This is a genomic window from Alkaliphilus sp. B6464 (assembly GCF_018141165.1).
Taxonomy (GTDB): Bacteria; Bacillota; Clostridia; order Peptostreptococcales; family Natronincolaceae; genus Alkaliphilus_B.
Genome location: NZ_CP058557.1, coordinates 757,341 through 783,903 on the forward strand (window position 1 = coordinate 757,341; position 26,563 = coordinate 783,903).

A 26,563-nucleotide genomic window follows, 5' to 3' on the forward strand; every position below is an offset into this window, starting at 1 on the left:
AATGTGAAGAACGCATTATTGTCTATAGTTTTCCTACATCATTTGCTGCTCTTTGTAGAATATCGTCATAAGCCTTTACTACTCTATTGCTAGATTCGTAGGACCTCATTATATTTATCATATTTATCATTTCATTTATAGGATTAATATTAGATCCTTCTAAAAAACCTTGAAGTATTTCACCTTCAAAAGGCGTTTCCTCTATTTGTAATCCTTCCCTTACTACATAGTAAGACTGTCCGTGCTTATCAAGATTATTAACATTTGAAACATTAATCATATCGAATTGATCTACTACTTGTCCATTAGCAATAACTTGTCCTCTTGTACCAAGCTGAAAATCGGTATTAGCTAGTGTAATAGGGCCATTTTGACCTAGTAACGGGTAGCCTTCAGATGTAACGATTTGTCCATTTTGACTTAGAGTAAAGCTTCCGTTTCTAGTGTACATTTCCCCGTTAGGAGTACCTACTTTGAAAAAACCACTTCCATTTATAGCAAAATTTAAGTTATTTCCTGTTTCATCTAATGTTCCTTGTATAAAGTTAATATGTGTTCTTTCAAATCTACGTCCACTGTTAATAGTTCCAATAGTATTAGTTGCTGGCCTATGTATTAAATCAGCCACTACAGCTCCATTAGCCATTAGTTGCCCTGTTTCATTTATATCGATATCGTTATTTCCTACCTGAATTCTTCTACCTTGTCCATCTAAAACAAAGTTTCCTTCAGAAGTGTCTATTTGCCCTTGAATGTTGCGGCTATAAGTCCTTAAATACCCATTTTCATCTACAGTAAATTTAAGCTCCCTGCTATAGCTCGTTCCCATCGGACTGTTTACTGTAAAAAATCCTCTTTCTGTGGCTAATTGAAATCCTTCTCCATCCCTACTGACTTCTAATTTACCATCCAGTTTGACAGCCTCTGTAGGTAATTGTCCATTTATTTTTTTTATTAGAGTCTCTGGAAATGTTTCTGATATAATAACATCTTTTTTAAATCCAGTAGTATTCACATTAGCCATATTGTTTGATGCGATATCCAACATCTTTTGATTAGTTTGCATTGAAGATACAGCTGTATATAGTCCCCTAAACATATTTTCACCTCGTACTTTAATCTATCTAATATATTATCGGATTGAGCTATACTTTTCTATAGGTCTTTTTGCTTCTTATTAATAGATGTCTATATAATTAGTACCAAATACCTATAAAAATATAGGCTAGGACATTACGTCTTAGCCTTTAACTCTGATCCTACTTATAACTATTTTTAGCACTTTGACTTCTTGCCAACATTTCTAAAGAATCTAAAGCACTACCTGTTCCCTTGGCAACACAGGAAACTGCCTCTTCCGCAATATACACTGGAATACCAGTTCTCTTTTCTATAAGTTTATTAAATCCCCATAAAAGGGCACCACCACCAGTCATAACAATACCTTGGTTAGCAATGTCCGAAGCTAGTTCTGGTGGAGTTTTTTCTAATACACTATGTACGGCATCGGCAATAGTAGCTACAGCTTCTTCTAATGCTTCTAAAATTTCTTCACTGCTTACTTTTATATTGACAGGAAGGCCAGAAACAAGGTTTCTTCCTTTTACATCCATAAAAACTTGTTGTGTACGAGGATATGCTCCACCAACATTAATCTTAATATCTTCAGCGGTTCTTTCACCAATCATAATATTATGGCGTTTTCTCATATAACGGGTAATTGCTTCGTCAAATCTATCTCCTGCTACTTTAATAGAAGTACTTACAACTATTCCGCCTAATGATATAACCGCAATATCAGTAGTTCCACCACCTATATCTACTACCATATGTCCATTTGGTTGTGCAATATCTAGACCAGCTCCTATAGCAGCTGCAATTGGTTCTTCTATTAAATAAGTTGTTCTTGCACCTGCTTCGTTGGTAGCATCAATAACAGCTCTCTTTTCAACCTCTGTAACTCCGCTAGGAACACATACAATAATCTTAGGTTTAAAAAATAACTTTTTACCAATTGTTTTCTGAATAAAGTATTTTAACATTCTCTCTGTTACATCATAGTCTGAAATAACCCCATCCTTTAAAGGTCTAATAGCAACTATGTTACCAGGTGTTCTACCTAGCATCCTGCGTGCTTCCTCTCCTACAGCTAGCACCTGATTATTATTTTTATCAATTGCCACTACAGCAGGCTCCTGTAAAACAATCCCCTTTCCTTTTATAAATACCAAAACACTTGCGGTACCCAGATCTATACCAATATCCGCACCAAAACCCAACATTATATTACCCCCCAATTTCATATAATTATTTAAATTTTGTATATTATACTTTTTAATAATTCTATCATTAATTTTACCATTATACTACAAAAAAAGACATTGTTTTCAACTATATCTTATTCTTTATAAATGTAAAAATACCTTCTTTATTTACATAAATTTCATAAATTTATTTTTAAATTAGAAAATACAAAAAGACCTCCTTTGTGGGAGGTCTTTTTTAAATTTACTAATAGCTAATAATTCTTGTTTTATCTTATCTTGTTTATTGATTTATATTTCATCTTCGTAGCTTTGCCGCCTCTTATGTGTCTTTCTGCCTTATTAGCATCAAGTATATCTTTTACTTGATTAGCCATTAGAGGGTTTATCTTAGGAAGTCTTTCTGTTACGTCTTTATGGACTGTACTTTTGCTTACCCCAAATATACGAGCTGTTTGCCTAACGGTAGCTCCCTCGTTAATAATGTAGTTAGCTATCTCTATAGCTCGCTTCTCTATGTAGTCCTTCACAGCATTAACCCCCCTCTATTATAGCGTCTTAATCTATAATATGAGAGGAATTAGCAATTTAGAATTACTTATTTAATTTACCTAAGTATATTTGTGGATCTATAAACTTATCATCTTTAAGTACTTGAAAATGTAGTACTGGGCCTTCTAAAGTTTTATTGGATGCCGTTTTACCAACTCCACTAATAGTTTGCCCCTTTTCAACTTGATCTCCCACCTTAACCATTGCATCTGTAGACAGATTGCTATATCTTGTAAGCATATCATCATTATGTTTAATTGTAATAGTAATTCCCATAATAGTATCGTTAATAACCTCTACTATTTCACCATCAAGGGCTGCCTTTACCGGTGATCCTTCTGTCGCCTGAATGTCTATTCCCTTATGAGTACTCCATTGATCTAAAGTTTTATGATAAACTAAGTGATCATCTGCAAAAGGTAGTGTTAATCTTCCTATTACTGGAACCATCATACTTACACTAGCTGAAGCTTCTTCGCTAGCTTCTGGTACAGCTGTTTCTTCCAATTTTTCTTCTTTACCACTATCTTTTTGAATATCTTCTTTTTTATTGTCTTTACCATCTTGCTTTACTTGATTCTTTGGAGCATCAGAAGATTTTTCATCTTCTTCTACTGGTTTCCCTTGACCAATTTTCCCTGTTTCCTGTGCATCATCAGTTTCTTCTACAGCTTCATTGTCTTCCACTAAGGTTACCTCTGGCTGCATATCTTCCTCAAATGGATTAGTGGGACCTTCACCAATGAAGTAATCTTCCTTCTGGTTATTGACCCAAATGGCTGTAGCAGCAATGATAGCTACACATAGTATTAAAATAATATAAAATCCTTGTTTGTCCATAGTTTGATAAAGGGACTTTTTTTCTTTTTTATTTCTGTCATTGTTATTGTTATTTTCTAATGACATAGATCCCACCTCCTTTTGTTATTATGACCACTTAAAAAGCTTCTATACAAATGAGATGGGATTTTTTTAATTTTTTATGATATTAATTTTACTATTTGTGACTCTTCAATACGCTTAGAGTGACTCCTTGGTAATAATGTTTTAGAATATCACTAAATGTACTACCTTGTTTAGCCATTCCATTGGCCCCCCATTGGCTCATACCTACTCCATGACCATAGCCTTTTGTAGTAAAGTGTATATCCTTACCTCTAATATCAACAGTAAAATTGGCCGATCTTAAGCCAAATAACTCTCTAACTTCCCTACCTGTAAACTCCTTATTACCTATTTTAATTTTCTTTATATTACCTCCACTACTTCTTTCTAATATATTTATTTCTGAGGCAATTTTCTTATCATCGACCTTCAAGTCCTTATATTTACCTTTAATTGTTGATATAAAATCCTTTATAGAAATTTTATATTGATCTACCAACACTGGAGACCCTTCTTCATAGGGACTGGACACACTTCGTAAATATGGGACGGCAGTGGTAAATACATCTTCTGAGTTTTCTGTACGCCCTCCACTTGTAGAGTGATATAGGGGCTCGATAGGCTTCATATTGTAAGTCATAATAACCCCCTTAGTAGACATTACTGCATCTTCTATTTTAGGTAGATATTCTTTTATCCACTTCTTACCATGGCGTTCTCTAAGGTCTTCCGGAGATAGCCACTCCTGACAATGGAGATGACTGGTGCATAGAATCGCTCCAGGATGATCTGGATTTCCTGCTTCTACATATGCACTTCTTTTCCAAAGGGCATAGGTTCTGGCAGCCACAGCTTGAGCCTTTAGAGCTTCTATTTCAAATGCAGCTGGTGTCTCTCCAGCAACAACTCCTATAATATATTCTTCTAGTCCTAGCTCCATAATTTTGTCTGTAGCGTGGTTATATACTGTTACAACTAAGTCTGACTCTACAATTTTTTTCTCTATAGGCTTGTCTCTATTTGGAATAGATATATCACAGCTAGTTACTATAAACATTGGCATAAATAAAGTCACAACTACAAAAAAAATAATTCCCCAAACAATACCCTTCATCTGATACAACCCCTTATCGTCTAGTATAGTATAAGGTATATGTGGGGAACCAAGTTTTTAGAACTATAAAATAGGTGCCAGTCATTAAGTTATCAACCTAATGACTGGCACCTTAGCTTACAATTAAAACCTAAGCCAACTCTTCTTCCTCTTCTAAATTTTCTTCTCTATATATATTAGCTCCTAGAGATCTTAATTTTTCCTCTATATCTACATAACCCCTATCGATATGATAGGTATTTGTAATCTCTGTTATTCCATCTGATACCAATCCCGATAAAATCAAAGCAGCTCCAGCTCTTAGGTCTGTAGCCTTTACTGGTGCCCCTAGTAAAGCTTCTTTGCCTTCTATAATAGCACTACGGCCTTCTATCTTAATATCTGCACCCATTCTTTTTAACTCGCTAACATGCATAAATCGATTTTCAAACACAGTCTCAATAACTATGCTAGTACCATCTGCCACACTCATTAATGCCATAAATTGAGACTGCATATCTGTAGGAAATCCAGGATAAGGCATGGTTTTAATATCTACTGCCTTCGGTCTGTTTTTTCCTATAACTCTTATACCATTACCTTCTTCCATTACCTCAATATTACATTCCTTTAGTTTTGCAATAACAGGCTTTAAATGGTCTGGTACAACATTATCTACTAAGACATTTCCTCCTGTAATAGCTGCAGCTATCATGTATGTTCCTGCCTCTATTCTGTCTGGAATAACGGAGTGTACAGCTCCTCCAAGCTTTTCTACTCCATTAATTTTAATAGTATCTGTACCTGCACCTTTAATATCCGCTCCCATTTTATTTAGAAAATTAGCTAAATCTGTAATTTCTGGTTCTTCTGCTGCGTTTTCAATAACTGTTTGTCCTTCTGCTAATACAGCAGCCATCATAATATTTTCTGTAGCTCCTACGCTAGGAAAATCTAAATAAATTTTACTACCAATTAATCTTTCTGCTGTTGCTTCTACAAAACCATAACCTATTGTAATCTCTGCACCTAAGGCTTTGAAGCCCTTTAAGTGAAGGTCAATAGGTCTTGTGCCAATAGCACATCCACCAGGCATGGAAATTCTTGCCTTGCCCATTCGAGCCAAAAGAGGTCCCATAACTAGAAAAGATGCCCTCATCTTTCTAACTAGCTCGTATGGCGCTTCTATTTCATCTATGTCATGTGCCATAACTTCTATTTTATCTCTTTCTAAACGCTTTACATCTGCCCCAAGACTTGATAACACTTCGCAAATTACGTCTACATCTCTTAAAGCTGGTACTTCTTCCAAAACACACTTTTCAGTAGATAACAAGGTAGCTGCCAATATTGGCAAAACAGCATTTTTAGCTCCACTTACACGAACAGTTCCTTGTAATGGTCTGCTTTTTTGAACGATAATTTTTGACAATGCTTCTTCCTCACTTTCTATCACGATTGAATATAAGCATTTTACTATTTACTATTATTTAATAAGCTGTAGTAATCAGAGGATTGGCAATCCACAAATAGGTTTTATCTTCGTATTCACTGTATCTCATAGCCAACTGAAGGTTTACACTTCTGCCCCCGTAGTTAATAGAGGAAGAAATTAATGGACTATATGCAGTAATACTGGTAAAAAGTTCATCTTCCAAAACTTCTATCTTCTTAGCTTCTAAAAAACTAAATATTGCTTCCTGTTTTTGCTTTTCCTCAGCTTTAGCAAGCATACCTAAATGTGCTCCTGTTAAGTTGATTGTAGTTTGTATTTCATTTGCGTAGTTCTCTAGTATATTCTCCACTTGATTACTAATATCCACTATTTCTTTATATCTTTTATTTTCAACTATGTCAACAATAATATACGTTTCAGACTCTCCCACTATTTGGGTACTAAGTAGTTTTATTACGGTAACATTGCCTTCTTCATTAGGTACAAATGTTATGATCTCATGGTATCCTTCATCTTCTACTCTTTGTTCTAAAATAGTTTCCGCCTCAATATCTAATGGATCTTCAAAATAATCCCTATGTCCATATTCCTGTATTTCATCCATATTAATTCGTACTACTTCTCCATTTATATTTAAAGCATCCATTATCTCTGTTTGTTTTTCTTCAAGCTCTTCCATGGTAAGAAATGTATTAGGAATAAAACCCGATTTATTTATATTAAATTCTTCCATCTGAAATCCACCCATTTCTATAGCCTGTAAAAGTAGCAATTCTTCCTGTAATAAATCCGCATCTATATTTTTAACAGGCTGGGCCGATGAGTTATATAAAATCCCTACAAGTAAAATAGAAATAAGTCCGAGTAAAGAATATCTTCTCATAATGTATTTCCTCCTTATTAAATCTAATAAAAAGGAAAGTTTTAAAATTGTAGTATGATGTTAAAGGGGGACGAAAAACATCTATATTACAACCTAAAACCTTCCCTCTGTCTTTAATTATTGACCCAATAAAAGGAGACTATACATTATTTTTATAATTATATACTTATAATTATATACTTATAATTATATGTTAATTTATCTTGTATCTATGTCTATTACTTTTTACAAATAGGGCACTTTGCGCCCATGATTCTATCTAAAAGCCCAAACTTTTTAAATCTTTTACTAAAACTAGGCCATTTAACACTTACCTCTTTATAACAATCTCCACATATTTCCTTACTATTAGTTTCTTTAAATCTTGCAGGCACTTCCTTTATTTTTACCTCTACATCTTCTCTTTCTACGGCTTGGCGGCTAACTACTACAATACCCATTGCTTCTTCACTATTAGTAGATATAGTTTTGAACTCTTTGCTTGTATCCTTAGCTAGTTTCATGTACTTAGACATTACTTCCATAGGTATTTTTTGATTTACTATAATAATTTCTGCCATATTATCCTTTAAGGCATCTTCTACATAGTCTTGTGCCTCAATCATAGAAGATTGCTCCATAGTTAATCCTAATATGACTCTTTCTCTAAACTCTCCTAGCCATTTTCGTTTTTCATCAGGCTTTATTTGTGGTGTACCACCTATAGCATATTCTATCGTTTTCTCCAATTCACTTTTGTCCATCATCGGTGCTCTCTCCTCTTGTTTTAAATGCTATGTCATTTATTATACCCTTCACGCATTGTTTTACAATATAACAATATGATAATATGATAAAATAATTCGTTTTTAAACTTATTAAAGGTCTTCTAATGCTATTATACTTGAATTTTAAACAGTTATCAAAACTTCAAGCCATCAGAATTCATACTAAATTTAAAGTGCTCAGAATAATACTGACCTTCTACATCTTTATAAACCGTCTATTGTTAAAAACTTATACTTTCTTAGACAAGGAAAATAAGATATAATATTTTTATGTGACTAACTATTATCCTCCTAGGAGGTGGGAAAAATGTTTAAAATAATGACTAAGGCAGATAAAATATTAATTATTTTTATTTTGGTAGCTAGTATAGCTAGTATTTTTGCCATACCTACATTACTAACAAGTGCAGGTTCTGAAAAACAAGTAGTTGTAAATATTGATGGCAAGGAAGTTGCTCGTTTTACATTAACAAATACTCCCGAATCGGAGTTTAAAGAGATTCCTTTTGAGGTTAGGGGAAAGGAATATAAAGCGCGGTTTGAAATGAAAGATGGTAAGGTAATGCTCCATAGACTACCAGACGAGGTAGTACCTTTAAGTATTCATAAAGAAATGGGATGGATTAGCGAGTCATATCAGATGATAGTGGCTCTTCCTATTAGGATGTATGTAACTGTTGAAGGTGCTACAGCAGCAGATGATGATATGTTTGATATTATAGTACAGTAAGAAATAGAAAAGTGAGATTGCATATGCAACCTCACTTTTCTATTTCTTTTCATCTGCTACGTCTAATCTGTTTAGAGCCTTCTTAAGAGCTATTTCTGCTCTTACTTTATCTATATCGCTTTTACTAGCAGCAAGGCGTCTTTCTGCTCTTTCTTTAGCTTCTTCTGCCCTTTTAACATCTATTTCCTCTGGCCATTCTGCAGAATCTGTTATAATTCTAGTATAATCTGATTCTATCTGTACGAAACCTTCAGAGATAGCAGCTTCTTTAAACTGCCCATCTTTTTTAATTCTAACCTTTCCAATGTTTAGAGGAGCTACCATAAGCGCATGATTTTTCATAATCCCCAGGTCACCTTCTATAGTTCTAACGATGGTCATTTCTACTTCATCATCATAAAACATACGACTTGGTGTAACTATTTGAAGACGAAATGTAGATGCCATATGATCACCTACTTCCCTTTAGCTTTTTCTACAGCTTCATCAATTGTTCCTACAAATAGGAAGGCTGACTCTGGAATATCATCGTGCTTTCCTTCTAATATTTCTCTAAATCCTCTAATTGTTTCCTTAAGTGGAACGTATTTACCAGGCATACCAGTAAACTGCTCTGCAACACTGAATGGTTGAGAAAGGAAACGCTGGACTTTTCTTGCTCTAGCAACTGTTAATTTATCTTCATCTGATAATTCATCCATACCTAAAATAGCGATAATATCTTGTAGCTCTTTATATCTTTGAAGTACTTCCTGTACCCCTCTGGCTACTTTATAATGCTCTGCTCCTACAACAGCTGGATCTAATACCCTAGAGTTAGAATCTAGTGGATCTACGGCAGGATAAATACCAAGCTCAACTATTTGACGAGAAAGTACTGTAGTAGCATCTAAGTGAGCAAATGTTGTAGCAGGAGCTGGGTCAGTTAAGTCATCTGCCGGTACATAAACTGCCTGTACAGAAGTGATAGAGCCCTTCTTAGTAGAAGTGATTCTTTCTTGAAGTGCACCCATTTCTGTAGCTAGTGTTGGTTGGTATCCAACAGCACTAGGCATACGTCCAAGTAGAGCTGAAACCTCACTACCTGCCTGTGTAAATCTGAATATATTATCAATGAATAAAAGTACGTCTTGTCCTTCTTGATCTCTAAAGTGTTCTGCCATTGTAAGTCCTGTTAAGGCAACACGCATTCTGGCTCCTGGTGGTTCGTTCATCTGTCCATAAACTAGAGATGTTTTGTCGATAACTCCAGACTCTATCATCTCATTGTATAGGTCGTTTCCTTCCCTTGTTCTCTCTCCTACTCCGGAGAATACAGAAAGTCCACCGTGCTCTTTAGCGATGTTGTTAATAAGCTCCATAATTAATACGGTTTTACCAACCCCAGCACCACCAAACAAACCGATCTTTCCACCCTTTAAGTAAGGTGCAATAAGGTCTACTACCTTAATCCCAGTTTCTAAAATTTCTGAAGAAGTTGCTTGTTCTTCAAAACTTGGTGCTTGTCTATGAATAGGTGCATTAAACTTAGAATTAACTGGCCCCTTTTCATCAACCGGTTCTCCTATTACATTGAAAATTCTACCTAAAGTTTCCCTACCTACTGGAACAGTGATTGGACCTCCTGTATCTTTTGCGTCCATGCCACGAACAAGTCCATCCGTAGAGTTCATGGCAACACAACGGACCGTATCATCTCCTGTGTGTTGGGATACTTCTACTATAATTTTGCCATCTGGTCCTTCAATCTCAATAGCATTTAATAGATTTGGTAGATTCTCTCTGCTGAATCGTATATCTACAACCGGTCCAATTATTTGTACCAGCTTACCTACATTTCCTTCAGCCATATAATCTGACCTCCTTATCTTTTAACTCAATGCTTCGGCTCCTCCAACAATTTCTGTAATCTCTTGGGTGATAGATGCCTGTCTTGCACGGTTATATTGTAACTGCAGCTTATCAATCATTTCAGTTGCATTATCTGTAGCGCTTTCCATAGCTATCTTTGTAGCACTTTGATAACTAGTAGCAGATTCTACAAGAGCTCCATAAATAGTGCTGTCTATATATTTAGGAATCAAATAGCTTAAAACTGCTTCTGGAGAAGGTTCATAGCTCATAAGTTCCGTTGATTTTACCTTTTCTTTTTTAGTTTCATCAGCCTGTGACTCTAAAGGCAAAAGCTTAATAACCTTTGGATTATAGCTAATAGTGGTTAAAAATTCTGTATACACTAAATATACCTCATCAACCAAACCCTGTTTATATAATTCTACACTTAATCTTCCGATCTTTTGTGCATCTGAGTAAGTAGGGTCTTCAGAAATATGGGTAAACTCACCATCTAAATCATAGTTTCTTTTTCTAAAGTAGTCCCTTGCCTTTTGTCCAATAGATATTACAGATACCTTATTCTTTTCCTTCATATGCCCAGTCGCTGCTTTAATAACATTGGCGTTATAGCCTCCAGCTAGCCCTCTATCTGCCGAAATTACAATATATCCAGTATTTTTGACTTCCCTTGGAGTAATAAGCTCATGCTTTACTCCTTTGGTACTGGATATTATATCACTAACAGCATCCCTTACTGCATTAAAGTAAGGTCTTGTCTTTTCTAGACGTTCCCTTGATTTTTTCATTTTAGAAGAAGCTACTAGCTCCATAGCCTTTGTAATTTGCTTTGTACTGTTAACACTCTTAATACGACGCTTAATATCCCGCATTCCTAATCCAGCCAAACCTTTTCACCTCCTGGGATTAGCAGCACTCTGCTTTTATTCCCTTTCTGCCTTGAACTGCTTCTTAAAGCTTTCTATAGCCTCTTTTAGCTTCTCCTCTGTTTCTCCATCAAGATTTCCTGTAGTAACAATAGCTTTTCCTACTTCAGGATACTCATTGTCCATAAACTTTAGGAAGTCTGCTTCAAAATCTCTAATATCCTCTACTGCAATATCCGTTAGATATTTCTTAGTTGTAGCGTATATAATCATTACTTGCTTTTCAACAGGCATTGGGTCGTACTGTGGTTGCTTTAATATTTCAAGAATTCTTTCCCCTTGGGATAAACGTTCTTGAGTTTCTTTATCTAAATCTGATCCGAATTGAGCAAAGGCTGCAAGCTCTCTATATTGAGCAAGTTCAAGTCTTAGAGTACCAGCTACTTTTTTCATAGCTTTAATTTGAGCACTACCACCAACCCTAGATACTGAAATACCAGGGTTTACCGCAGGTCTAACACCAGCATTAAAAAGCTCTGTCTCCAAGAATATCTGACCATCTGTAATAGAAATTACGTTAGTTGGAATATATGCAGAAACATCTCCTGCTTGGGTTTCAATAAGAGGTAGTGCGGTTAATGAACCTCCGCCTCTTTCATCACTTAGCTTTGCAGCTCTTTCTAGTAATCTACTGTGTAAGTAGAATACATCTCCAGGGTAAGCCTCACGTCCCGGTGGTCTTCTAAGTAGCAATGACATGGCACGATATGCTACAGCGTGTTTTGAAAGGTCATCATATATGATTAAAACATGCTTTCCATTTTCCATAAACTCTTCACCCATAGCGCATCCTGCATAAGGTGCTAAATATTGAAGCGGTGCAAGTTCATCTGCAGTGGATGATACTATAATAGTATAATCCATAGCACCAGCTTTTTCTAAAGTATCCTTAATCTGTGCTACAGTTGATTTCTTTTGCCCGATAGCCACATAAATACAAATTACGTCTGTATTTTTTTGGTTAATTATTGTATCGATAGCTAGAGCAGTTTTTCCTGTTTGACGGTCACCTATAATAAGCTCCCTTTGTCCTCTACCAATTGGTATCATAGAGTCTATGGCCTTTATTCCTGTTTGCATAGGCTCGTGAACAGATTTTCTCGCAATAATCCCTGGTGCAACTCTTTCTACTTCACGATAAGTATTAGCACTAATAGGACCTTTACCATCGATAGGTTGTCCTAAAGCATTAACAACACGTCCAAGTAATGCTTCTCCTACTGGGACTTCTACGATTTTCCCAGTACGTTTGACTGTATCACCTTCACGAATAGCTTCATCGGAGCCTAAAAGAACGCAACCAACGTTGTCCTCCTCAAGGTTTAAAGCCATTCCATATATTGAGTTAGGAAACTCCAAAAGTTCTCCAGCCATACACTTTTCCAGCCCGTGGATTCTTGCAATACCGTCTCCAACCTGGATAACGGTACCAACATCCTTGACCTCTAATTTATTTTCATATCTCTTAATTTGTTCTTTAATAATTGAACTAATTTCCTCAGGTCTGAGATTCACTACTATCACCCCTGTTCCTATACTAATATTTGTGACAATTGCTCTTGCATGTTTGCAAGTCGACTTTTAACAGTTCCATCAATTACCTTATCACCAATTTTCACAAGAACTCCTCCAATAATTGTAGGGTCTACTTGATTTTGTAATTGAATATTTTTTCCTGAAGACATAGAAAGATTTACTTGTAGCTTTAATAGATCCTGTTTGTCCATAGGTATAGCAGTGATTGCTACTGCATCTACCTTATTTTTAACAGCATCAGCTAAGGCTATATACTCCTTAACCATAGCCTCAATGTAACCTTCTCTTCCTTTGTCTATAATAATACGTAAGAAGTTAAAAACTTCTTGACTTACTCTATCTTTAAAAACATTAGACACCATATCTTTTTTCTCATCAGCAGAAATTAAAGGACTTTTTAATATTTGATAAAGCTGTGGCTCACTTTTAAAACAGTCTACTATAAAGTTAAGTTCATCCTTTACCTTTTCATAGACCTGCTCTTCAAAAGCAATTTCGAAAAGGGCACTTGCATATCTTTTAGATACTAATTCTGCCATTGTGTTTCCCCTGCCTTATCAATAAATTGCTGGATCATTTGTTGGTGAGCCCTTTGATCTAGATCCTTTTCGATTACCTTTTCTGCTGCAGCAATAGCAAGCTGAGAAATTTCACCCTTTAAGTCATTCATCATTTTTTGTTTTTCTCTTTCAATTTCCATTCTTGCTCTTTCAATAGCTTTTCTTGCTTCTTCATCTGCTGCATCAACTATTTCATCACTTCTACTTTGAGCTCTCTTTGTGGCATCATCAATTATTTGGTTTCTTTCTTTTTTAATCTCTGTTAACTTACTTTCATATTGAGCCTTTAATTCATCGGATTGTTTATTTTTAAGTTCTGCCTCCTGTATGGAAGCTTCTATAGTTTTTGTACGTTTATCCATAAATTCTGTTACTGGCTTAAATAAAAAATGTTTTAATATTAAAAACATTATTAAGGTATTTACTAGCTGCATAAAAAATGTAGCATTAAATTCCACTAATCCAAGCATTTGTCTGCCTCCTTTCTTAAGATATAGGGAGATAATATCATCTCCCTCATTCTTATTATAGTAGCCCTAATAACGGATTAGCGAATAATAATATTAACGCAATAACTAGTGAATAAATACCTGTTGTCTCTGCAACCGCTTGTCCAAGTAACATAGTTCTTAAAATATCTCCTTGTGCTTCTGGTTGTCTACCTACTGCCTCTGCGCCTTTACCTGCTGCAATACCTTGTCCAATCCCTGGTCCTAGACCTGCGATCATAGCTAATCCTGCTCCTATAGCTGATGCTGCTAATATTAATGCTCTACCTGTAATTGGTTCCATAATAAAATTCCTCCTCGATTTTCTTTATAAATTTTTAATATTTTTATTTGTAATATCTTACTCCATGGCATTTGAAATATATACCATAGAAAGCATAACGAAAATAAATGACTGAAGTACTCCAGAAAATACATCAAAATAGGCATGAAAAACTATCGGAATACCAGCTTGAAGAATTGGTATGGCTTTTAATCCAATCATGCCACTAAAGCTAGCAAGAGCCCCATATAGTAAAGACATAATAACAAGTCCACCTACAATGTTTCCGAATAGACGGAAAGCAAGTGATATAGGTGTTGCTACATCACCCAGTACGTTAATAGGGAATAAGAAAGGAAGTGGCTCAAAATACCCTTTCAATTTTCTACCTACTCCACTTGCTTTTATTGAATTGTAGTGGATTAGGAAAAAAGTAATCATTGATAATGCAAATGTAGTATTTAGGTCTGCTGTAGGTGGTCTGAGGCCTACAAGACCCGCTAAATTTCCAACTGCTAAAAATAATATTACAGTACCCATATACGGAGCAAAATTTATCCTATCTTCACCCATTGTTTGTACGGTAAATTTATTTATAGTATCTACTAGCATTTCTACTACATTTTGAGCTCCTTTTGGAATTTTCTCAAAATTTCGAGTGATTACTATTGAAACAATGGCAAATACAGCCATAATGATCCATGTTACAACTACAGTTTCTGAAACTGGTATGCCTGCAACTTCGAAGATAATTCTTGGACCGAAACCTTCCATTTATTTTACCTCCTTTCTCTTAATGATGGTTTTAAAAAACTGTAAATTGCTAAACACCTGTGTTATAAGTATGATTAATTTCAAAGAAATTAATCCTATAATCGTACCTAAAACATTTATATAGTCTGCTTTAATGGAAATAAATAAAACTACTCCCATAAGCAAAAATCTAATGACATATCTAGAACCAACATAAACTTGTGCTTTAGCAGACTCCATCTTTATAGCAGTTTGCAGTGTTAGTGAAAGCAGACGAAAATTAAGTATTGATATAATCATACCAAAAACTTGTCCTGTTATAAATGGAACCCAAGGATCAAAAATAAAAATACTGCCTACACCAACAATTATATTGAAAATTAAAACTCCTTTTATAAGTTTTAATTGTAGATCCTGTAAACTTTCCATTTCTTCACTTCCTTTTTTTCTGCCTTATCTCTCTCTCAATTAATTTAAATACATTCATAAAAGCTGAAGCAATTCCTATTATTATAAAAATAAATAAAAATACAGGCCCTGTCCCTAATCGATCATCTAACCACTTTCCTATGTATAGGCTAATCATAATGGACACAACCATAGAAATACCTATTTGACTAATTAGTGCCAAATTTTCAAATACACTACCTTTTTTTTTCATATTATCGCCCACTTACTATAATCTTTAAGATACTATATACCACGTAAAGCATACGATAAACTAATAATTTTTTATATTATATCATTATAACATAACTTTTTAATATTTTTTTAATATTTTTTTGAATATTGTATTATTAAATTATCAAAGTCATATTATTTCAATAAATATTACATGTCGTCTATCCTATTACAATATTCTTATTACTTATGTGATTTTAAGCACAGACTATTTTATTGGCTTTTACTACTACTATATCCAAAGTACTGCAGTAAAGCTTCTACAGTTCTTTTAGATGCATTACCATCTCCATATGGATTTATAGCATTTGCCATTTTTTCGTATTCATGCTTATCATTTAGTAGAAGATTTACTCCTTCTTTGATATTATCCTTTTCTACACCTATTATTTTTACAGTACCTGCCTCGGCAGCCTCTGGTCTTTCTGTTTCTGTTCTCATAACTAAAATAGGCTTTCCTAAAGCTGGGGCCTCTTCTTGTATTCCACCAGAGTCTGTTAATATTAAATATGCTTTATTTAAAAGGTTTGCAAAAGGTTCGTAGTCTAGTGGCTCTATTAAATGAATATTTTCTTGATCTCCCATAATGTTATTAGCCAATGAGCGTATATTAGGATTTAAATGTACTGGAAATATTACCTCAACTTCTTTATTTTCCTGAGCCAGCTCCTTTACGGAAGTAAATATATCTTCCATAGGTTTACCCCAGTTTTCTCTTCTATGGCATGTCATTACTATTACTTTTTTATTTTCATAATCTATATTATTTAAAATCTGGTTTTCAAATATATAATCTTTCTTAACTACAGAAAGCAGAGCATCTATTACAGTATTCCCAGTAATAAAAATATCTTTGTCATCTACTCCTTCTTTTATTAAATTATTGTAGTTACCATCTGTAGGAGCAAAATGAATACTTGCAAGGTTCGTTGTAAGCTTTCTATTCATTTCCTCAGGATATGGAGAATATATATTGCCACTTCTTAGTCCCGCCTCGACATGTCCTACTTTAATTTTTTGATAAAAAGCTGCCAGTGCTCCTACAAACGTGGTAGATGTATCGCCATGAACCAAAACAACATGGGGTTTTTCTTTAATTAGAACTTCCTCTATTCCTTTTAATACCTTCACTGTAATATCAGATATAGTCTGCCCATGTTTCATAACATTTAGATCGTAGTGTGGCTTAATATCAAAAAGTTCTACTACCATATCAAGCATTTCACGATGCTGGGCAGTTAAACAAACTATAGACTCTATCTCTTCATATTCCTCCATTTTTTTTACTAGGGGAGCCATCTTTATGGCCTCTGGTCTGGTTCCAAATATAGTCATTACCTTTAACTTTTCCATATTATTCTTCCTTTCCATTTCATAAAATATCTATATTCTATCTTAACATTGAAATTATTACCTAAAACATTAATACTTATTTCTACAAATATTTTATTTTTCCTTCAAAAAATAGAAAAGAAGGACCTAAGCCCTTCTAAAATATATCTTATACTTTTGCTTTTCTTTCTTCGACTTTTTTCATTAGTCCCATTCTTAATGCTCCAAATAAAACTAGCAATGATATAGCAGCAATAACTAAGTATGCAGATATTCTACTTGTAGCATTTGACACTACTACAGCACTACCACCTAATACCATACTTATGGCATATAATGTTATAACAGTTTGTTTTTGACTAAATCCATGATCTAACAACCTGTGGTGTAGATGACCCTTATCTGCTTCCATAATAGGTCTACCATTTAATAATCTTCTAATTATTGCAAATGTAGTATCAAATATAGGTACTCCCAAGGCTAGCACAGGTATAGCTACTGCAATGGTAGCAGCCTTTTTAATAACACCTTCCACGGAAATAGTAGCTAATAGAAACCCTATTGCCAAGGAGCCTGTATCTCCCATGAAAATTTGTGCCGGGTTAAAGTTATAGGGTAAAAATCCAGATGATGCCCCTGCTAATATTGCAAGCAAAATAGCAACATTATACTGACCAATATTGTAGGCAACAGCAGCCAAAGACAAGGAAGCTATAGCAGAAACCCCTGCAGCTAATCCATCTAATCCATCAATTAAGTTTACTGTATTAGTAATACCTACTATCCAAAAAATAGTCATGGGAATTTTTAAGGCCTTTAAAAAAACATATCCGCTTTCACTCTTTACTAGAGGAAAATTAATAAAGTCGATAGTTACACCACTATATACTACTATTAAAGCAGCGACTATTTGAGCAGCTAATTTGTACTTAGCTGAAATTTGTTTCACATCATCAACTATGCCTATCATTACAATTATAGTAACACCTATTAATATTCCTTTAAACTCACTGTTAAGGTGCATGTTAGGATTAAATACAGCCATAACTATAGCAGTAATAACAAAGGCTGAGTAAATAGCAATACCACCTAGCCTAGGCATAGGTTCTTTGTGTACTCTTCTATTATCCTTAGGTATATCAATAGCGCCTATTTTATAGGCTAATTTTTTTGCATAGGGAGTCAATAAGTATGAAATTACTAACGCAATAACAAATGCGGCACTTGCCGCTAAAATAATATTTTGTTTTTCCATGATTTCACTCCTTAGTATTTAGCAAACCCTTCAACTAATTATTTTACACCAATATCTTAAATGTAGCAATCTATTAATATACTTACCAACTATATCCTTCTTAATTCAATTCCAGATTCTTGAAGCATTTGCCAAGAAAGTTCATCAGGATAATCTCCTTTAAATACCAACTTGCTAATTCCTGCATTAATAACCATTTTAGCACATACTACACAGGGCTGAATTGTTACGTAAAGGGTAGCCCCTTCTAGTTTAACTCCGTGAAGCGAGGCCTGAATAATAGCATTTTGCTCTGCATGAAGTCCTCTACAAAGTTCATGTCGCTGCCCTGAAGGTATCCCCAGCTGCTCTCTAAGACATCCCGTCTCCTCACAATGCTTTAGCCCTGTAGGAGCACCATTATATCCACTAGCTAAAATTCTTTTATCTTTAACAACAACAGCCCCCACCTGTCTACGTAAACAAGTAGACCGTGTTTTAACTATTTCCGCCATTTCCATAAAATATTCATCCCAAGATGGACGCATAAATTTTCCCCCTTAGTAAGCAAAATTATTCTTATTTCTATATTTTAACATATATTCGAATGTTTCATATCATTTATAGGCCTTTGTAATTAAATCTTAATATTTATTCCAGTAAAAGTTATATGATACTATTGCCTCAACTCTTATAGCACTTAGAGTTTTATACCTTTTTTATACCTTCTTGAATAATAAAAAACATAGGAGTAACTCGCCCTATGTTTTTAGACGTTATATATAATTATTTTGTTCCAAATAGCCTATCTCCAGCATCTCCTAGACCTGGTATAATGTAAGCATGATCATTTAACTTTTCATCGATAGCAGCTACATAAATATCTACATCAGGATGCTGTTCTTGAATAGCAGCTATTCCTTCTGGACAAGAAACTAAGCATACAAGTTTAATACTTGAAGCTCCCCTGTCTTTAATAAATCTTATTGCAGCATTAGCAGATCCACCAGTAGCTAGCATAGGATCTAGTACAATTAGTTCTCTTTCATGAATATCTGTAGGTAGCTTTACATAGTATTCAACTGGCACCAATGTTTCTGGATCACGATATAGACCAACATGGCCAACCTTTGCAGCTGGTATTAACTCTAAAATACCGTCTACCATTCCAAGACCTGCTCTTAAAATTGGAACTATACCTAGTTTTCTACCACATAAAGTTTTAGCCTTCATTTTACAAACTGGAGTTTCTATTTCGATTTCTTCTAAGGAAAGATCTCTTGTAACCTCATATCCCATTAACATCGAAATCTCTTTTACTAATTCTCTAAACTCCTTAGAACCCGTATTCTTATCTCTAATTAAAGTTAATTTGTGCTGTATTAATGGATGATCAATAACAGTTACTTTACCCATATTTTTATTCCTCCTTAGTAAAATCCATGTGTTATTAAATTTCAATTACAGATTTGAGTATTTTCTCTCAATTTCAGTGATTTTATCAATTCTGTTTTGGTGCCTTCCGCCTTCAAACTCAGCTCCTAGCCATGTATCAACAATTTCTAAAGCAAGTCCAGGGCCTACAACCCTCTCACCTAGAGCTATAATATTAGCATTGTTATGTTGCCTTGTTGCCTTAGCAGAAAAACAGTCTCCAACTAAAGCACACCGTACTCCTGGTACCTTATTAGCAGCAATGGATATACCTATTCCCGTGCCACAAACCAATATTCCTCTATCAAATTCTTCAGCTACTACAGCTTCACCCACTGCCCTAGCAAAGTCAGGATAGTCTGTAGATGTAGTTGAATCCGTACCAAAATCCTTTATGTCAAATCCTTTTTCCTGTAGGTGTTTTTTGATAAGCTCCTTTAGTCCATACCCACCATGGTCGCTTCCTATTGCAATTTTCATATTCACACCCCCATTATTAATTTTAAATCTAAACTAAAACCGTCTAATGCTATTGCATCCACTCATGCCTCACTGAAATTTTTAACGTTCATTTAAAATTTCAAGTGCTTAGAGTATTCCTAACTTGCCATTCACTTATAAGTCTTCAATAATTAGAAAGTTTATACTTTAAACTTAAGGCAATTAAACATAAACCTAAGTTATATTCTACATTAATTTAAAAAATCCTTCAAACTTTATTTTATTTTTTCAACTAGTATTTGTAGATAATGTTCTATTTCTTTAGCACTTTCCCTATAGATATCTAAGGATTGTCCAAAAGGATCTTTTATATCATAATCACTATTTTGATAAGACAAATCCGATATAGAAAGCTTTTCTCTACCATATAAAGCATACTCCTTTAAAGTAAATACCTTATCCTTTGCCTTAGGGCACATATGTAATATTGACATCTTATGATTTAATGTCATAGTTAAAATTAAATCTGCTTCTTTAATTAATTTTGGAGTTAAGGGAGTGGATCGATGCTTCTCTATATCTATGTCTTTTTCCTTCAGCACTTTTATTGCATGTTGAGATGCATTATCTCCCTCCCATGCACATGTACCGGCAGAAATTACATTAATGCTTTTAAAGCTATTCTCTTCATTTTTTAGCATATGCTTAAATAACCCTTCTACCATACTACTTCTACAAGTGTTCCCTGTACATACAAATAAAATAGTCTTCATAAAGTTTGCCTCCTTATCAACTTTTTATCCTAAGTATTACTAAATCTCTAGTCTTATATATGAAATATTATTATTTTTATTTTAGCACAAATTAAGCCCTCTGTAGCTAATCAAACTATTAGAGGGCTTATATTTATCTGCTCATCAAATGACAAGCTACATGATGCCCCCTAGCTACCTGTTTAAAAACCGGTTCTTCTTCCTTGCAAATTTTCATACAATATCTACACCTTGTATGAAATCTGCAACCATTAGGCGGATTTTGTGGACTAGGAACATCTCCTTCTAAAATTATAGATTCCTTTTTCGCTCCTACCTTCGGTATAGGAATTGCAGAAAACAAGGCTTTTGTATAGGGATGAAGAGGATAACTATAAATTTCATCGCTAGTACTTAGCTCCACTAGTTTACCTAAATACATTACCCCTACTCTATCACTTAGATGTTTTACAACACTTAAATTATGGGCTATAAAAATATATGTTAAGTTAAATTCCTGTTGTAGCTCATTTAGTAAATTAAGTATTTGGGACTGTATAGAAACATCTAGGGCAGAAACAGGTTCGTCTGCAATTATAAGCTTAGGGTTAAGGGCTAAGGCTCTAGCTATGCCTATTCTTTGCCTTTGTCCACCACTAAACTCATGAGGGTAACGTATTAAATGAGAAGGATCTAAGCCAACAACCTTTAGCAATCCTTTAACTACGTCCTCTCTATCTTTACTGCCCATTTTAGGATGATGGATTTTAAAGGGCTGAGCTATAATATCCCTTACCATTTTTCTTGGGTTTAAAGATGAGTAGGGGTCTTGAAAAATCATCTGCATTTCCCGACGAAGCTTAACAAATTCTTTTCTTGGCATAGATAAAATATCTTTATCTTCAAAAGTTATGCTTCCAGCTGTGGCTTCTATAAGACGTAAAATAGTTCTTGCTGTGGTAGACTTGCCACATCCACTCTCTCCAACCAGACCTAGTGTCTCTCCCTTAAAAACTTGAAATGAAACATCGTCTACAGCTTTAACATAACCCTTAGTTGTTCCAAACATACCCCCTGTAATTGGAAAATATGTTTTTAATCCACTAACCTCTAAAAGCTTATCTCTCACTAGCTTTCCCCCCTTTCTCTCCTAAGCCAGCAAGCACATTTCCTACTTCCGTCTCCTAGAGAAATTAGCTCTGGTCTATTTTTCCTGCATATATCCACAGCATCCTTACATCTTGGGTTAAAGGCACATCCCTTTGGTAATTCGTCTAAGCTAGGTACCATCCCTTCTATAACGTGAAGGGTTTTCTTACCCCTATTATCTAATTGGGGTATTGAATTTAAAAGTCCTATTGTATAAGGATGCATAGGAGAGTCGAATATTTCCTCTACTGCTCCTTCCTCTACAATTTTACCTGCATACATAACTACTACTCTGTCGGCCATTTCTGCTACAACACCTAGATCATGGGTAATAAACATAATAGCTGTTCCGGTTTCTTTTTGCATCTTCCTCATTAAATCTAATATTTGAGCCTGCACTGTTACATCTAGAGCTGTAGTTGGCTCATCAGCTATTAAAACCATAGGATTACAGCTTAATGCCATAGCTATCATCACCCTCTGGCGCATCCCTCCGCTTAGTTGGTGAGGGTATTCCTTTACCCTTTTCTCTGGAGATGGTATACCTACCTTTCTAAGCATATTAATAGCTATTTCTATGGCCTCTGTTCTTTTCTTTCTCTGATGTATAATTATAGCTTCAGCAATTTGATCGCCAATTGTATAGACAGGATTGAGAGATGTCATAGGCTCTTGAAAAATCATCGCAATATCTTTTCCCCTAATTTTCCTCATTTCTTCATCTGTTTTAGGCAGAATATCTTCTCCACAAAATAAAATATTCCCTGCAACATATTTACCTGGAGGTGTAGGTACCAGCTTTAATATTGACATTGCTGTAACGCTTTTACCGCAACCAGATTCTCCTACAACACATAAAGTTTCACCTCTATTTATTTTAAAGGACACGCCATCTACAGCTGGCATAATTCCATCCTGGGTATAAAAGTGAGTTCTTAAATTTTTAACCTCTAATAAAACATTATTATCCATAATTTATTCCCTCCTATTTAGTCCTTCATCCTAGGATCTAATACATCCCTTAATCCGTCTCCAAATAGATTAAAGCCATATACAGTTAATGCTATGGCTACACCTGGAAATATAATTAGGTGGGGGGAACTCCAAATATATTGTCTACCAAAGTTCATCATAGACCCCCAAGTAGGTGCTGGTGGCTGTACTCCAAGACCTAAAAAGGCCAGGCCTGCCTCCGCCATAATTGCTCCGGAAATCCCCATAGTAGTAGAAATAATTACAGGAGCCATACAGCTAGGCAAAATTTCAGTAAATATAATTCTAAGATGGGATGCACCCATGGAGTGGGCTGCCTCAACAAATTCAAGTTGTCTTAGAGCTAAAAACTGTCCCCTTATAAGCCTAGCCATACCAGACCAACCTACAAATCCTAGAGCAAAAAATACAGTATATATACTAGGTCCCACAGCCATGGAAATAGCTATAGCAAAAAGAAAACTCGGAAAGGCATCCATAATTTCTGCAATACGCATTATAACAGTATCCAGTTTGCCCCCAAAATATCCCGCTATGGCTCCAAGGGTTATTCCAATAGTAAGGGTTACTGCTCTAGATGCAAGGCCTATAGTTAAAGATATTCTAGACCCATACAAAACCCTGGAGAAGACATCCCTTCCCATCCAATCGGTACCGAACCAATGGTCTTTGCTAGGTGGCTGCAAATTTTTAGTTAAGTCATAACTATTAATAGGGTCGTATGGGGATAATAGTGGGGCAAATATTGCAATTAAAATAAGAAAAATTATAATATATAGTCCAATCATAGCACTTCTATCTCTTCTTAATCTTCTTTTGGCCATGGTCCAAGGTGTATTTTTTCGCATTAATTACCCCTCCTTTAGTTAAAGCGAATTCGTGGATTTATAATGGCATAGGCAATATCTACAAATAAATTTGCAAATACAAATATGAGAGCTTGAAAAACAAAACAGCCCATAACTACAGGTACATCTCTGGCAAATACAGCATTTATAGTGAAGGACCCTATGCCTGGAAGTGCAAAAATAGTTTCTGTTAAGGCAGAGCCCGTGAGCAACGCACCTATACTCATAATTAGATTAGTAATTATAGGAATCATAGCATTTCTCATGGCATGCTTATATATAACTATTTTTTCCGAAACACCCTTTGCTCTAGCTGTACGAATATAGTCCTGTCTTATAACCTCAAGCATACAAGATCGGGTTAGCCTAGCATTAAATACAGCACTGTTTAGTCCAAGAACAAGAGATGGCAGTAAATAGTGCTTTAGTCCTCCATCACCTACCCCAGAAATGGGAAGTAATTTCAGCCACACACCAAATATATACATCATTAATAACCCTGAAAATACAACTGGGGTAGAAACACCGATAAGTGTGATAGATCGTAACATTTGATCCATAGGAGTATTTTGTCTTACTGCAGATATAACCCCTACAAGTATACCTATAATTACGGAAATAATAAAAGAAAAGATGGCAAGTTTAATTGTGACTGGAAAACGTATAGCTATAGATTTAGCTACACTTTGATGGTTAACATTGGATTTTCCAAGGTCCCCCCTAGTAAGTTTAGACATGTAGATTAAGTATTGCTCATGAAAAGGCTTGTCTAAGCCTAGTTCTATTGTTGTTTTTTCAATAATCTCTGCACTGGCTCTCTCTCCAACTATCATAGTTACTACATCCCCTGGCACTACGTATAGAAGTAGAAATGTAACTATAGTAACACCAATGATTACAGGAATAAGTAGAAGTAATCGACGTGCTAAATATGAAAGCAATATCTATCCCTCCTTACAAGCTATATGTAAATTAATATAGTTACAGGGGCTTTTGCCCCTGCAATCTAAATACTATATTTATTTGTCCAACCAAATATCCAACTTCTTATCTGCATTAAATATACGATAAATTTGAACTCCCTGTACTTTAGGCTTATATACAGTCCAGTTTCTACTTAAGTACATCCATATACGTGGAGAATCTTCTATTACCCTATCCTCAATTTGTTGGTATAGCTTAATTCTCTCCTTATAATCTTGAGTTTTATGAGAAAGTTCTAGAAGTGCATCAACCTCCGGGTTAGAATATCTAGTTTCGTTTCCTCCACCGTCTGTCATAGTAGAATGGAATAATGGATAAAGATAGTTTTCAGCATCTGGATAATCTGCCCCCCAGCTTAAATAAAACAAATCTGGTTCTCCCTGCCTTACAGCTGCTCTATAGGCATTCCATTCCATAGATACAAGTTCTACTTTAAAACCTACTTCATTAAGCATAGCTTGAACCGGCTCTAATAAAGCTACGTTAGATGCAGACTCTGCATGGTAAAACTTAACCTTTAATGGATTTTCTTTAGAATAGCCTTCCTCCAAAAGAATTTCCTTAGCCTTTTCTGGATTGTATGAATAAGAAGTTATATCCGATCTATACCCATCAAGTCCTGGAGGAATTGGACCATGGCTAGCTACTGATGTGTTTGGAATTACTGCATTAAGTATAGCCTCTCGATTTATTGCATAATGCACTGCTTGGCGAAGATTTCTGTTATCAAATGGTGCTTTGTCATTCATGGTACCTATATAGTAGTTCCAGAAAGTATTGTTATTAATAATATATGGTTTATACTGTGGATTATTAGCAAAGCGATCTATTTCTACGGAAGGTATAGATAGTACATCAAGATTACCTGCCTCAAATTCTGCAATAGCAGTAGAATTATCTTTTATAACCCTATAGTTAATTCCATCTAAAAATGGCCTGCCAGCAAAATATTCTTCATTGGCCTTAACAACAAATCTATCCCCTGGCTTAAACTCTACAAAAGCATAAGGTCCTGTTCCAACTGGCTTTAATGCATAGTCATTTTGATCTGAATATTTTTCAATCTCATTTTTATCTACAATATGTGCCGCAGGCATTCCCATCATAGATAGAAATGGAGCAAAGGGCTCTTCTAAAGTAATTTTTATTTTATAGTCGTCAATTACTTCTATTCCAGTAACCTCTTCAGCTGTTCCTTCCATAAAGTCCTTAGCTCCCATTATTTTGTCAAAAACCCAAGTCCTTGGACTAGCAACATCTGGATCTAATACTCTTTCAAAGGAGTATTTAATATCATTGGCAGTAACTTTATTTCCATTATGGAATTTAGCATTGTCTACTAGGTCGAATATCAATGTTTTATCATCTGGAAGCTCCCAAGATTTACCTAAACCCGGAACTATTTTTCCATCTATATCGAAACGGACTAATGCATCGTAAAGAAGGGAAACTATTTCCCCATCTAAGGCAGCTGTAGCAAAGGCTGGGTCAAGTGTATTAAAGTCAGATGCAATATACGACTCATAAATACCCCCGTATTTAGAGGTTTCTCCTTGTGTATGTGTATCGCCAGTTTTGACTTCTTCCGTATTTTCTACCTTTCCTCTACAGGCTGTAATAGCTAGGGTAAGGCTTAGAATAATGGTTATCATTAACAAGGACCTTCTCCTCTTAAACAAATTCTT

General features: G+C 35.0%; 30 protein-coding genes. 1 reads left to right on the top strand and 29 read right to left on the bottom strand.

All coding sequences use genetic code 11. The features are described from left to right. Nucleotides 1-22 precede the first annotated feature (22 nt). From HYG84_RS03740 to HYG84_RS03775, 8 genes are all read right to left on the bottom strand, one after another. Entirely contained in the window at nt 23-1,099 is a 1,077-nt protein-coding gene (locus tag HYG84_RS03740; RefSeq protein WP_212380792.1) for a flagellar hook-basal body protein, read from the bottom strand. Between the two features lie 160 nt (nt 1,100-1,259). Next, nucleotides 1,260-2,282, bottom strand: a complete 1,023-nt coding sequence (locus HYG84_RS03745; protein ID WP_212380793.1) for a rod shape-determining protein — start codon at nt 2,280-2,282, stop codon at nt 1,260-1,262. A 251-nt stretch (nt 2,283-2,533) separates the two neighbouring features. Then, complete coding sequence (gene spoIIID, locus HYG84_RS03750; RefSeq protein ID WP_212380794.1) at nt 2,534-2,794, bottom strand: sporulation transcriptional regulator SpoIIID; 261 nt, start codon at nt 2,792-2,794, stop codon at nt 2,534-2,536. A 64-nt stretch (nt 2,795-2,858) separates the two neighbouring features. Then, nucleotides 2,859-3,722 carry a M23 family metallopeptidase gene (locus HYG84_RS03755; protein ID WP_212380795.1) on the bottom strand — a complete coding sequence of 288 codons (864 nt, stop codon included), beginning with the start codon at nt 3,720-3,722 and terminating at the stop codon, nt 2,859-2,861. Nucleotides 3,723-3,813: 91 nt separating this feature from the next. Beyond that, nucleotides 3,814-4,815, bottom strand: coding sequence for a stage II sporulation protein D (gene spoIID, locus HYG84_RS03760; protein WP_212380796.1), 1,002 nt, complete (start codon nt 4,813-4,815; stop codon nt 3,814-3,816). 130 nt (nt 4,816-4,945) lie between these two features. Beyond that, the gene (gene murA, locus HYG84_RS03765; RefSeq protein ID WP_212380797.1) at nt 4,946-6,226 is read right to left on the bottom strand and encodes a UDP-N-acetylglucosamine 1-carboxyvinyltransferase; all 1,281 of its coding nucleotides are present in this window, start codon (nt 6,224-6,226) and stop codon (nt 4,946-4,948) included. Nucleotides 6,227-6,284: 58 nt separating this feature from the next. After that, a complete protein-coding gene (locus tag HYG84_RS03770; RefSeq protein ID WP_212380798.1) occupies nt 6,285-7,133 on the bottom strand; it encodes a YwmB family TATA-box binding protein in 849 nt (282 codons plus the stop codon). A gap of 218 nt (nt 7,134-7,351) precedes the next feature. Further along, nucleotides 7,352-7,879 carry a YueI family protein gene (locus tag HYG84_RS03775; RefSeq protein WP_212380799.1) on the bottom strand — a complete coding sequence of 176 codons (528 nt, stop codon included), beginning with the start codon at nt 7,877-7,879 and terminating at the stop codon, nt 7,352-7,354. Nucleotides 7,880-8,207: 328 nt separating this feature from the next. On the opposite strand from HYG84_RS03775, the gene HYG84_RS03780 reads away from it, so the two are divergent. Beyond that, nucleotides 8,208-8,630, top strand: coding sequence for a NusG domain II-containing protein (locus HYG84_RS03780; RefSeq protein ID WP_212380800.1), 423 nt, complete (start codon nt 8,208-8,210; stop codon nt 8,628-8,630). Nucleotides 8,631-8,669: 39 nt separating this feature from the next. Here HYG84_RS03780 and HYG84_RS03785 read toward each other — a convergent pair whose 3' ends face one another. The 21 genes from HYG84_RS03785 to HYG84_RS03885 all read right to left on the bottom strand — a co-directional run bounded on the left by HYG84_RS03785 (nt 8,670) and on the right by HYG84_RS03885 (nt 26,530). Beyond that, the gene (locus HYG84_RS03785) at nt 8,670-9,077 is read right to left on the bottom strand and encodes a F0F1 ATP synthase subunit epsilon (RefSeq protein WP_212380801.1); all 408 of its coding nucleotides are present in this window, start codon (nt 9,075-9,077) and stop codon (nt 8,670-8,672) included. A gap of 8 nt (nt 9,078-9,085) precedes the next feature. Further along, on the bottom strand, nt 9,086-10,480 hold the full coding sequence (gene atpD / locus HYG84_RS03790) for a F0F1 ATP synthase subunit beta (protein ID WP_212380802.1): 1,395 nt from the start codon (nt 10,478-10,480) through the stop codon (nt 9,086-9,088). Between the two features lie 21 nt (nt 10,481-10,501). Next, the gene (gene atpG, locus HYG84_RS03795; RefSeq protein ID WP_212380803.1) at nt 10,502-11,371 is read right to left on the bottom strand and encodes an ATP synthase F1 subunit gamma; all 870 of its coding nucleotides are present in this window, start codon (nt 11,369-11,371) and stop codon (nt 10,502-10,504) included. Between the two features lie 36 nt (nt 11,372-11,407). Further along, nucleotides 11,408-12,925 carry a F0F1 ATP synthase subunit alpha gene (gene atpA / locus HYG84_RS03800; protein WP_212380804.1) on the bottom strand — a complete coding sequence of 506 codons (1,518 nt, stop codon included), beginning with the start codon at nt 12,923-12,925 and terminating at the stop codon, nt 11,408-11,410. A gap of 17 nt (nt 12,926-12,942) precedes the next feature. Further along, nucleotides 12,943-13,485, bottom strand: coding sequence for a F0F1 ATP synthase subunit delta (locus tag HYG84_RS03805; protein WP_212380805.1), 543 nt, complete (start codon nt 13,483-13,485; stop codon nt 12,943-12,945). Then, entirely contained in the window at nt 13,473-13,976 is a 504-nt protein-coding gene (gene atpF / locus HYG84_RS03810) for a F0F1 ATP synthase subunit B (RefSeq protein WP_212380806.1), read from the bottom strand. The genes HYG84_RS03805 and atpF overlap by 13 nt, the downstream gene beginning before the upstream one ends. A 55-nt stretch (nt 13,977-14,031) precedes the next feature. Further along, nucleotides 14,032-14,298 carry an ATP synthase F0 subunit C gene (atpE, locus tag HYG84_RS03815; RefSeq protein WP_212380807.1) on the bottom strand — a complete coding sequence of 89 codons (267 nt, stop codon included), beginning with the start codon at nt 14,296-14,298 and terminating at the stop codon, nt 14,032-14,034. Nucleotides 14,299-14,355: 57 nt separating this feature from the next. Beyond that, the gene (gene atpB, locus HYG84_RS03820; protein ID WP_212380808.1) at nt 14,356-15,051 is read right to left on the bottom strand and encodes a F0F1 ATP synthase subunit A; all 696 of its coding nucleotides are present in this window, start codon (nt 15,049-15,051) and stop codon (nt 14,356-14,358) included. Next, on the bottom strand, nt 15,052-15,459 hold the full coding sequence (locus HYG84_RS03825; protein ID WP_212380809.1) for an ATP synthase subunit I: 408 nt from the start codon (nt 15,457-15,459) through the stop codon (nt 15,052-15,054). Nucleotides 15,460-15,463: 4 nt separating this feature from the next. Next, on the bottom strand, nt 15,464-15,691 hold the full coding sequence (locus HYG84_RS03830) for an AtpZ/AtpI family protein (RefSeq protein ID WP_212380810.1): 228 nt from the start codon (nt 15,689-15,691) through the stop codon (nt 15,464-15,466). Between the two features lie 233 nt (nt 15,692-15,924). Beyond that, nucleotides 15,925-17,064: a non-hydrolyzing UDP-N-acetylglucosamine 2-epimerase gene (gene wecB, locus HYG84_RS03835; RefSeq protein ID WP_212380811.1), complete on the bottom strand. Its 1,140-nt coding sequence runs from the start codon at nt 17,062-17,064 to the stop codon at nt 15,925-15,927. 148 nt (nt 17,065-17,212) lie between these two features. Further along, nucleotides 17,213-18,298, bottom strand: a complete 1,086-nt coding sequence (locus HYG84_RS03840; RefSeq protein WP_212380812.1) for a glycosyltransferase family 4 protein — start codon at nt 18,296-18,298, stop codon at nt 17,213-17,215. 89 nt (nt 18,299-18,387) lie between these two features. After that, a complete protein-coding gene (locus HYG84_RS03845; protein WP_212380813.1) occupies nt 18,388-18,825 on the bottom strand; it encodes a deoxycytidylate deaminase in 438 nt (145 codons plus the stop codon). Nucleotides 18,826-19,063: 238 nt separating this feature from the next. After that, entirely contained in the window at nt 19,064-19,693 is a 630-nt protein-coding gene (gene upp, locus HYG84_RS03850) for a uracil phosphoribosyltransferase (RefSeq protein ID WP_212380814.1), read from the bottom strand. Between the two features lie 45 nt (nt 19,694-19,738). Beyond that, nucleotides 19,739-20,191: a ribose 5-phosphate isomerase B gene (rpiB, locus tag HYG84_RS03855; RefSeq protein ID WP_212380815.1), complete on the bottom strand. Its 453-nt coding sequence runs from the start codon at nt 20,189-20,191 to the stop codon at nt 19,739-19,741. A gap of 236 nt (nt 20,192-20,427) precedes the next feature. Next, complete coding sequence (locus tag HYG84_RS03860; protein WP_212380816.1) at nt 20,428-20,925, bottom strand: low molecular weight protein arginine phosphatase; 498 nt, start codon at nt 20,923-20,925, stop codon at nt 20,428-20,430. A gap of 133 nt (nt 20,926-21,058) precedes the next feature. After that, on the bottom strand, nt 21,059-21,973 hold the full coding sequence (locus tag HYG84_RS03865; RefSeq protein ID WP_334301093.1) for an ABC transporter ATP-binding protein: 915 nt from the start codon (nt 21,971-21,973) through the stop codon (nt 21,059-21,061). Nucleotides 21,974-22,032: 59 nt separating this feature from the next. Beyond that, nucleotides 22,033-23,025: an ABC transporter ATP-binding protein gene (locus HYG84_RS03870; RefSeq protein ID WP_212380818.1), complete on the bottom strand. Its 993-nt coding sequence runs from the start codon at nt 23,023-23,025 to the stop codon at nt 22,033-22,035. A 17-nt stretch (nt 23,026-23,042) separates the two neighbouring features. Next, the gene (locus HYG84_RS03875) at nt 23,043-23,894 is read right to left on the bottom strand and encodes an ABC transporter permease (RefSeq protein WP_212380819.1); all 852 of its coding nucleotides are present in this window, start codon (nt 23,892-23,894) and stop codon (nt 23,043-23,045) included. 14 nt (nt 23,895-23,908) lie between these two features. Continuing rightward, nucleotides 23,909-24,835 (bottom strand): ABC transporter permease, encoded by a 927-nt coding sequence (locus tag HYG84_RS03880; RefSeq protein WP_212380820.1) that lies wholly within the window; start codon nt 24,833-24,835, stop codon nt 23,909-23,911. Nucleotides 24,836-24,913: 78 nt separating this feature from the next. Next, a complete protein-coding gene (locus HYG84_RS03885) occupies nt 24,914-26,530 on the bottom strand; it encodes an ABC transporter substrate-binding protein (protein WP_212380821.1) in 1,617 nt (538 codons plus the stop codon). Nucleotides 26,531-26,563: the final 33 nt, after the last annotated feature.